The sequence below is a fragment of the Brevundimonas sp. UBA7534 genome, from assembly GCF_002479325.1.
Lineage (GTDB): Bacteria > Pseudomonadota > Alphaproteobacteria > Caulobacterales > Caulobacteraceae > Brevundimonas.
In genome coordinates this window covers 1-7,345 of the sequence record NZ_DLMO01000021.1, presented here as the reverse complement: position 1 = coordinate 7,345, position 7,345 = coordinate 1, and the positions used below count along the sequence as shown (strand labels likewise).

Genomic DNA, 7,345 nt, shown 5'->3' with positions numbered 1-7,345 from the left:
GACGGGCGCCTGGTCCGAGGGTTCGGTGGTCGCGCACCCGGCGCTGAAGGCGAGGGCGCAGACCGCGGCGGCGGCCATCAACTGACGCTTCATGGGGTTCTCCTGAACAGCGCGCGCAGGAGAAGCGACCGCGACCGCCGCGTCAAGCGCGACGGTGCGGCCGGGCCGTGACGAGTCTGGTCAGGCCGCGCAGGCCTCGAAGCCGCGGCGCAGCTCGGCCTCGTCCAGATCGCGACCGATGAAGACGGCGCGGCTCCAGCGACGTTCCGCCGGACCCCAGGGTTGCTGCAGATCGCCCTCCAAGATCATGTGCACGGCCTGGAAGACCAGGCGGCGGTCCTCGCCCTGAACGTCGATGATGCCCTTGGCGCGCAGGATGTTCTGGCCCTGCTCGCCCAGCAGCCGGTCCAGCCAGGCGGTGAATTTCTGACCGTCCAGCGGCCGGTCCAGCGTCAGGGATACGCCCTTGATGTCGTCCTGATGAGCGTGGCCGCGCGGGCCGTGGTGGTGGTGGTGGTGGTGGTCAGGGCCGTGCTCATGGTGATCGTGGTCGTGGCCGCAGTGTTCGTCATGGACGTGGCCGTCGGCGCCGTGCGGCGGGTTCACCCAGTCCGGCTTGACCTCCAGGATGCGGTTCAGGTCGAAGGCGTGTACGCCCAGCACCTGGTCCAGCGGCACGTTCGACCGTTCGGCGCGCACGATAGGGGCCAGCGGATTCAGGGCGCGCAGGCGGGCCTCGACGGCGTCCAACTCCTCGGCCGTGGCCAGATCGACCTTGTTCAGGATGATGCGGTCGGCGAAGGCGACCTGCTCGCGCGCCTCTTTCGAATCGTCCAGGCGCGCCATTACATGCTTGGCGTCGACAAGGGCGGTGACGCTGTCCAGCTGGGTTTTGGCCTTGACGTCCTCGTCCACGAAGAAGGTCTGGGCCACCGGGCCGGGATCGGCGAGCCCCGTGGTCTCGACGATGATGGCGTCGAAGGCCGGCTTTCCGGGGCGCTGGCGCTTCATCAGTCCGGAGACGACGCGGATCAGGTCGCCGCGCACCGTGCAGCAGACGCAGCCGTTGTTCATCTCGAACACGTCCTCGTCGGCCCCGACCACCAGGTCGTTGTCGATGCCGATCTCGCCGAACTCGTTGACGATGACGGCGTAGCGCTTGCCGTGATCCTCGGTGAGGATGCGGTTCAGGAGCGTCGTCTTGCCGGCGCCGAGATAGCCGGTCAGCACGGTCACGGGGGTCTTTTGCATGAGGGGGCCTTTCAAGCCGGCTCATCTAGGCGCCCGAAGGCGCGGAGGAAAGGCCTCAACGCTTGCCCAGGCGCCGGGCGTTGGCGGTGGCGGCGGCGTGGATGGGGGCGACGGCGGCGGACTGCGCCCGCTCCATGTCCGCCCCCAGGGCCAGCCACTGGGCCCCGGCCCGGCCCCACCAGCCCAGGGCGTAGCGCATCTGGGCCTGGGCGGCCTCGGCGGGCGTGGCCGCAGCCATGACGTCGGCGGCGGCGCGGGCGGCGTGACGCCCCTCGACCAGCGCGGCCTCCGCCCATCGTCCGCCCGCAGCGCCGGCGTGTCCGGCCAGCGCGCCGGCCGAGGCGGCCAGGGCCTCGGCCTTTTCGGCGCCCATCAGGGAAATCTCCGTCAAGTCCGCCGACAGCGGATCGGCCAGGCCGTCGGCCAGGATGGCCGTGCGCGCGGCGATGACCTGGGCCGAAGCGGCCAGGAGCTCGGCCTGGACCTGGGCGGGCGAGCGACGCCGGCTCAGGGCCGGGCCTCCCCGGCGAAGTCGGCGACGTCCTTCAGCAGGGCCGGGACGGCCGCGTCGATGATGCGTTGGCCCTTTTCCGGGCTGGCCTGGGCGGGGTCGGACCCGATGCGGCCGTCGGGGAAGCGGGCGCGATAGTCCAGGGCGTCGCGGATCGGGCCGTTCGGCGCGATCTTCGGCGAATAGTCGGCCGTCTTGATCCGGTCGGGATAGGCCGCCTGGGTCACGGCGATCTCGGAAGGGGTGGCGTGCGATCCATGCCCAGTCGGGAAGATCGAACTGCACAGGCCGTGAACGCCCGGCAGGTCCCACCAGTTCTTCAGCTTCAAGACGAACGGCGGCTGTTCCTCCACGAACGACCACTCGGCGTAGATTTCCGAAAACGTCGCCTCGATGGTGGCGACGTTGCCGCCGTGGCCATTCAGGAAATAGATCCGCTCGAAGCCGTGGCGGCTCAGCGACGACACCCAGTCGGTGATGGCGGCCATGAAGGTGGACGGGCGCAAGGAGATGGTGCCGGCGAAGGCCAGGTGGTGCTGGGCCATGCCGATGTTGAACGTCGGGGCGACGGTCAGGGTCTCGTCGGCCTTCTCGGCGGCGTGGGCGATGATCTCCGGGCACAGCCAGTCGGTGCCCAGAAGGCCGGTCGGTCCGTGCTGTTCGTTGGAGCCGATCGGCACCACCACCGTCTTCGACAGCGGCTGGCCCGCGTTCAGGCGGGCGTCGATCTCGGGCCAGGACGACAGATGGATCAGCATGGACGGACCTTCAGGCTACGGAATTGCATCCTAAGTAGCGCGGCGACGGCGCCGGCGAAACCGTCAGCCGCGACGGGGCGCATAGGCGGCGACGAAGACGCGGGCGGCCTCCTTGGCGCGGGCGGCGCGCCGGTCCGGCGGCAGTTGCGGCACGTCCAGCATGGCGCGCAGATGGCCGTGGCCCAGCACCAGGCCCGAGAACATCTCGGCCGCCTCGTCCGGGTCAGGCACATCCAGGCGGCCCTGACGCGTCTGGTCCGCCAGCCAGGCCGAAAGCGCCTCGATGCTGCGGCGCGGGCCGGCGGCGTAGATGGCGCGCGCGATCTCGGGCGCCTCGACCGAAACCAGGGCGACGCCGCGCATGGAGCCGACCTTGTCGGCCGCGCAGACCTTGTTCAGCAGCGTCAGCGCAAGGGCCTCCAGCACCGCCTGGGGCGGCCCGTCGATCTTCAACGGCGCGGTCACGTCTTCGACCCGCTTCTTGGCCAGGGCCTCGGCGATCTCCAACTTGGAGGCGAAGCGATTGTAGACGGTCTGTTTGGACACGCCCGCCAACTGGGCGATCTCCTCCATCCTGGCCTGCAGGCCCTTGTCGGCGAACAGGGCGGCGGCGGCGTCCAGGATGGCCTCGCTCTTCTTCTCGTCGACGGGACGGGCCATCAGTGGGCGTCCGAGGGCGGCGCGCCGGTCGGCGCCCGGACGGGCCGCGACAGCAGGGTGATGAAGGCCGCGCCGGCGCACATGACTCCCAGCAGGGCGAAGGCGTCGCCGAAGGCCAGGGTCGTCGCCTGGCGGGTCAGGATGCCATAGACCGCCTTCATCGCCGCCCCGGCCGGGTCGATGGACTCGGCGAAGCGCTGGGTCATGCCCGCCATCATCTGCCGCATGCCCTGGCTCGACTGGTCGATGGCGCTGGTCAGTTCGGCCATGTGCAGGGCGGTGTTGGTCGTCAGGCTGGTGTTCAATATGGCCAGACCGAAGGCGCCGCCGACGTTGCGCGACAGGTTCACCAGACCCGAAGCGTTCTTGACCATGTGCGGCGGCAGCGTCGACATCGTCACCTGCTGCGAGGCAATCATGGCCAGCATGACCCCGACGCCGCGGAAGGCCTGGACCGAGGCGAACTGCCAGAAGCCCCACTCCTGGGTGACCGCGTGGGCCTCCCACATGCCCCAGGCGCACATCATGAAGCCGCCGAACATCAGCACCCGCGCATCCAGCATCCGCACCAGCCGCCCGGCGAAGGGGCCGGTGGCGAACATGGCCAGGCCCGAGACGACCATGGTCGTGCCGACCTCCGCCGAGGAATATTCCCGCACACGTCCCAGGAACAGCGGCAGCAGGAAGGTGCCGCCGAACAGGGCGAAGCCGACGACGAAGGTCATGACGAATCCGACCAGGAAGTTGCGGTTGCCGAAGGCGCGCAGCTCGACGATCGGCTGGCGATAGGTCAGCGACCGCCAGATGAAGATCGGCCCGGCGATCGCCGCCACCACGGTCAGCAGCAGGATGTGGGTGTCGTCGAACCAGTCGTTCTTGGCGCCCTCTTCCAGCACGAACTGCATGGACATCAGGAAGGCGGCCATCAGCCCCAGGCCCCACCAGTCGAATCCCTTGGCCAGCGACGCATCGCCCTTGTCGAAGTTCCCGTAGCGGCCGACCAGAAACATCACCAGAAGGCCGGGTCCGACGTTGATGAAGAACAACCAGCGCCAGCTCAGCCACTCGGTCAGGTGGCCGCCCAAGGTCGGGCCGACCGTCGGCGCCAGGGTCACGATCAGCCCCATGACCACGCTGGCCGTCACGCGCCGCTCGGGCGGAAAGGCGGTGAAGGCCACGGCGAAGACGGTGGGGATCATGGCCCCGCCGACGAAGCCCTGGATGGCGCGAAACAGGATCATGGTGTCGATCGAGTTCGACAGGCCGGTCGCCACGCTCATCAGCACGAAGCCGGCGCAGGACGCCATAAACAGGCGCTGCGTTCCCCATAGTCGCGACAGGAAACCCGACAGCGGGATCATCACGACCTCGGGGATCAGATAGGCGGTCTGGATCCAGCTGATCTCGTCGGCGGAGGCGCCCACCCCGGCCTGGATCTGCGGCAGGGAGGCGGCGACGATCTGAATGTCCAGGATGGCCATGAACTGGCCCACCACCATGCCCGCGAAGCCGAGCAGCAGCATGGTCCAGCTGATTTCGGGATGGCCCGCGACCGGACCTTCGCCGGCCGGGCGGGCCGCCACGGCGCCGGCCGCGGCGGGGTCGGCGGCGGTCACCGGGACACGGCCCCCGTCTCGATCGCCGTCGAGGCGCCCTGCACGCCGGACGCCTCGGCGAAGCTCTGGCCGCCGTCGCTCTTGAGATCCACGCGCACCTCCAGCGACAGACCGGGGCGCAGGACCAGGCCGCCCTCGTCGCGGGCCACGGCGATGCGGACCGGCACGCGCTGGGTGATCTTGGTGAAGTTGCCGGTGGCGTTCTCGACCGGGATCAGGGCGAACTCGGAGCCGGTGGCGGGGGCGAAGCTGGCGATGCGGCCGTGAATCTTGCGGCCGGGGAAGGCGTCGGCGGTGATCTCCACGTCCTGGCCGATCCGCATCTTGTCCAGCTGGGTCTCCTTGAAGTTGGCCACGACATAGGCGTCGCGCATCGGCACCACCGACAGCAGCTGGGCGCCGGCGTTGACGTACTGGCCCACGCGCACGCTGCGGGCGCCGACCACGCCGGCGACGGGGGCGCGGATGACCGTTCGGTCCAGGGCGACCTTGGCCTGGTCCAGACGGGCGCGGGCCTGTTCGACGGCGGCGACGCTCTGTTCGCGGGTCGAGCCCAGGACGCCGGCGGTGCGCTGTTCCGCGACCCAGGCGGCGTGGGCCTGGTCGACGCCGGCGCGGGCGGTCTGGGCCTGGGCCTGCTGGGTCTGGATGCGCTGCTGGGAGACCCAGCCCTGGGCGGCCAGCTTGCCGTAACGCTCGACCTCGGCGTCAGCCAGTTGCGCCTGGGCGCGGGCCTGGGCCACGGCGGCGGCGCGCGCGGCGATGGCGGCCTGCTCCTGGGCGGATTGGGCGTCGACGTTGCCGACGGCGGCCAGAGCGGCCTGCAGGTTGGCCTCGGCCTCGGCCAGCTCCGCGCGCTGATCGGCGTCGTCCAGCCGGACCAGCGGTTGGCCGGCCTGGACCGTCTGGTTGTCGTTGACCAGCACCTCGACCACGCGGCCCGACAGCTGGGGCGCGACATTGGTCGTGTCGGCCTGGACGAAGGCGTTGTCGGTCTTCTCGTAGCGCTGACCGTCTATCCACCAGACTACGCCGCCGACGATCAGAATCAGACCGACCACGGCGGCGACGAACAGCGGCAGGCGCTTGCGAAGTTCAGGAGACATGCGGACGATCCGGGGGAGGAAGAAAGGTGCGACCTTTTGAAGCGGCCGCTAAAATGGACGCGAACGTCCAAAAATCAAGAGATCATTGTGCGGCGCCGTGAACACGAGGCGTTTCGGCGTGTTATCTGCGACGCATGACCCTGCCGAACGCCCCTTCCCTGCCCTCGCATGTGGACGTCGCAGTGGTGGGCGCCGGCGCGGCCGGAATAGCAGCGGCGCGGCGGCTGCAGGAGACCGGGCGATCCTTTCTGGTGCTGGAGGCCCGAGAGCGGATCGGCGGACGGGCGTGGACCCTGCCGTTCGGCGGAGACGGTCTGGACATGGGGTGCGGCTGGCTGCACTCGGCCGACGACAACGTCCTGGTCGCGCGCGTCAAGGCCGAAGGCCTGACGCTGGACAAGACCCCGCCGCCGTGGGCACGCCAGGCCTTCGACCACGAGATGACGCCGGCCGAACAGGCGGGTTTCCGCGCCGACTTCGCCGCCTTCGAGGACCGCGTCCACCAGGCGGCGACGCGCAACGAGGACCGGCCCGCCGCCGACCTGTTCGATCCCGACAGCCGCTGGAACGCGCGGATGGACGCCATCTCCGGCGCGTTGAACGGTGCGCGCTTCGCCGAGGTCTCGACCCTGGACTACGACGCCTATGGCGACACCGGGGTGAACTGGCGGGTGCGCCAGGGATACGGCCGACTGATCGCCGAACTGGCGCGACCGGTCGCCGGACGGATCGCGACGGCCTGTCCGGTGCGGCGCATCGACCGGTCAGGCCCGACCTTGCGGCTGGAGACGGAGCGGGGCGTGGTGACGGCGGACGCCGCCATCCTGACCATTTCCAACAGCCTGATCGCCGCCGAGGCCGTACGCATCGACCCGCAGATTCCCGCCTGGCTGGAGGCGGCGGCGGGCGTGCCCCTGGGCCTGGCGTCCAAGGTGCACATGACGGTCACGGGCGCCGACGACTTTTCCGCAGACAGCCAGTTGTGGACCCGCAGCGACACGGCCCAGACCGGAGGCTACCACCTGCGCCCCTTCGGGCGGCCGATGATCGAAGCCTATTTCGGCGCGGACCTGGCCTGGGGACTGGAGGCGGAGGGGCCCGAGGCGGCCTTCGACTTCGCCGTTTCCGAACTGGTCGCGGCCCTGGGCTCGGACATGCGCAAGCGACTGGGGGCGGTCGCCGCGACCCGCTGGGGCGCCGATCCGTTCTCGCGCGGGGCCTATTCCCACGCCCTGCCCGGCCGGGCCGGCGACCGGGCCCGGCTACGCCAGCCTGTGGAGGATCGCCTGTTCCTGGCCGGGGAGGCGACCGCGCCGACCTACTACGGCACGGCCCACGGCGCGTGGATGGAGGGGGAACGCGCGGCCGGGGCGGTGCTCAAGGCGCTCGAGGCGCCGGACCGCTAGGGTCCGGACTCATTTGTCCCAGTAGGCGACGGTTGCG

General features: G+C 70.2%; 7 protein-coding genes. 1 reads left to right on the top strand and 6 read right to left on the bottom strand.

Annotated elements, in window-relative coordinates; translation table 11 throughout:
- Window positions 1–180: 180 nt before the first annotated feature.
- The 6 genes from B2U11_RS01340 to B2U11_RS01315 all read right to left on the bottom strand — a co-directional run bounded on the left by B2U11_RS01340 (window position 181) and on the right by B2U11_RS01315 (window position 5,902).
- Entirely contained in the window at window positions 181–1,251 is a 1,071-nt protein-coding gene (locus tag B2U11_RS01340) for a CobW family GTP-binding protein (RefSeq protein ID WP_292069235.1), read from the bottom strand.
- 55 nt (window positions 1,252–1,306) lie between these two features.
- On the bottom strand, window positions 1,307–1,642 hold the full coding sequence (locus tag B2U11_RS01335) for a phasin (RefSeq protein WP_292069233.1): 336 nt from the start codon (window positions 1,640–1,642) through the stop codon (window positions 1,307–1,309).
- A 116-nt stretch (window positions 1,643–1,758) separates the two neighbouring features.
- Window positions 1,759–2,520 (bottom strand): creatininase family protein, encoded by a 762-nt coding sequence (locus B2U11_RS01330; RefSeq protein ID WP_292069231.1) that lies wholly within the window; start codon window positions 2,518–2,520, stop codon window positions 1,759–1,761.
- Window positions 2,521–2,583: 63 nt separating this feature from the next.
- A complete protein-coding gene (locus tag B2U11_RS01325) occupies window positions 2,584–3,180 on the bottom strand; it encodes a TetR/AcrR family transcriptional regulator C-terminal domain-containing protein (protein WP_292069229.1) in 597 nt (198 codons plus the stop codon).
- Complete coding sequence (locus B2U11_RS01320; RefSeq protein ID WP_414632923.1) at window positions 3,180–4,796, bottom strand: DHA2 family efflux MFS transporter permease subunit; 1,617 nt, start codon at window positions 4,794–4,796, stop codon at window positions 3,180–3,182. The genes B2U11_RS01325 and B2U11_RS01320 overlap by 1 nt, the downstream gene beginning before the upstream one ends.
- Complete coding sequence (locus tag B2U11_RS01315) at window positions 4,793–5,902, bottom strand: HlyD family secretion protein (RefSeq protein ID WP_292069228.1); 1,110 nt, start codon at window positions 5,900–5,902, stop codon at window positions 4,793–4,795. Before B2U11_RS01315 ends, B2U11_RS01320 begins: the two co-directional genes overlap by 4 nt.
- A 134-nt stretch (window positions 5,903–6,036) precedes the next feature.
- Here B2U11_RS01315 and B2U11_RS01310 point away from each other — a divergent pair, with 134 nt between their 5' ends.
- A complete protein-coding gene (locus tag B2U11_RS01310; protein WP_292069226.1) occupies window positions 6,037–7,308 on the top strand; it encodes a flavin monoamine oxidase family protein in 1,272 nt (423 codons plus the stop codon).
- Window positions 7,309–7,345: the final 37 nt, after the last annotated feature.

Excerpts from the sequence above, each read along its gene's own strand:
- B2U11_RS01340 (WP_292069235.1), bottom strand. The coding sequence starts at position 1,251 with ATGCAAAAGACCCCCGTGACCGTGCTGACCGGCTATCTCGGCGCCGGC.
- B2U11_RS01330 (WP_292069231.1), bottom strand. The coding sequence starts at position 2,520 with ATGCTGATCCATCTGTCGTCCTGGCCCGAGATCGACGCCCGCCTGAAC.
- B2U11_RS01325 (WP_292069229.1), bottom strand. The coding sequence starts at position 3,180 with ATGGCCCGTCCCGTCGACGAGAAGAAGAGCGAGGCCATCCTGGACGCC.
- B2U11_RS01315 (WP_292069228.1), bottom strand. The coding sequence starts at position 5,902 with ATGTCTCCTGAACTTCGCAAGCGCCTGCCGCTGTTCGTCGCCGCCGTG.
- B2U11_RS01310 (WP_292069226.1), top strand. The coding sequence starts at position 6,037 with ATGACCCTGCCGAACGCCCCTTCCCTGCCCTCGCATGTGGACGTCGCA.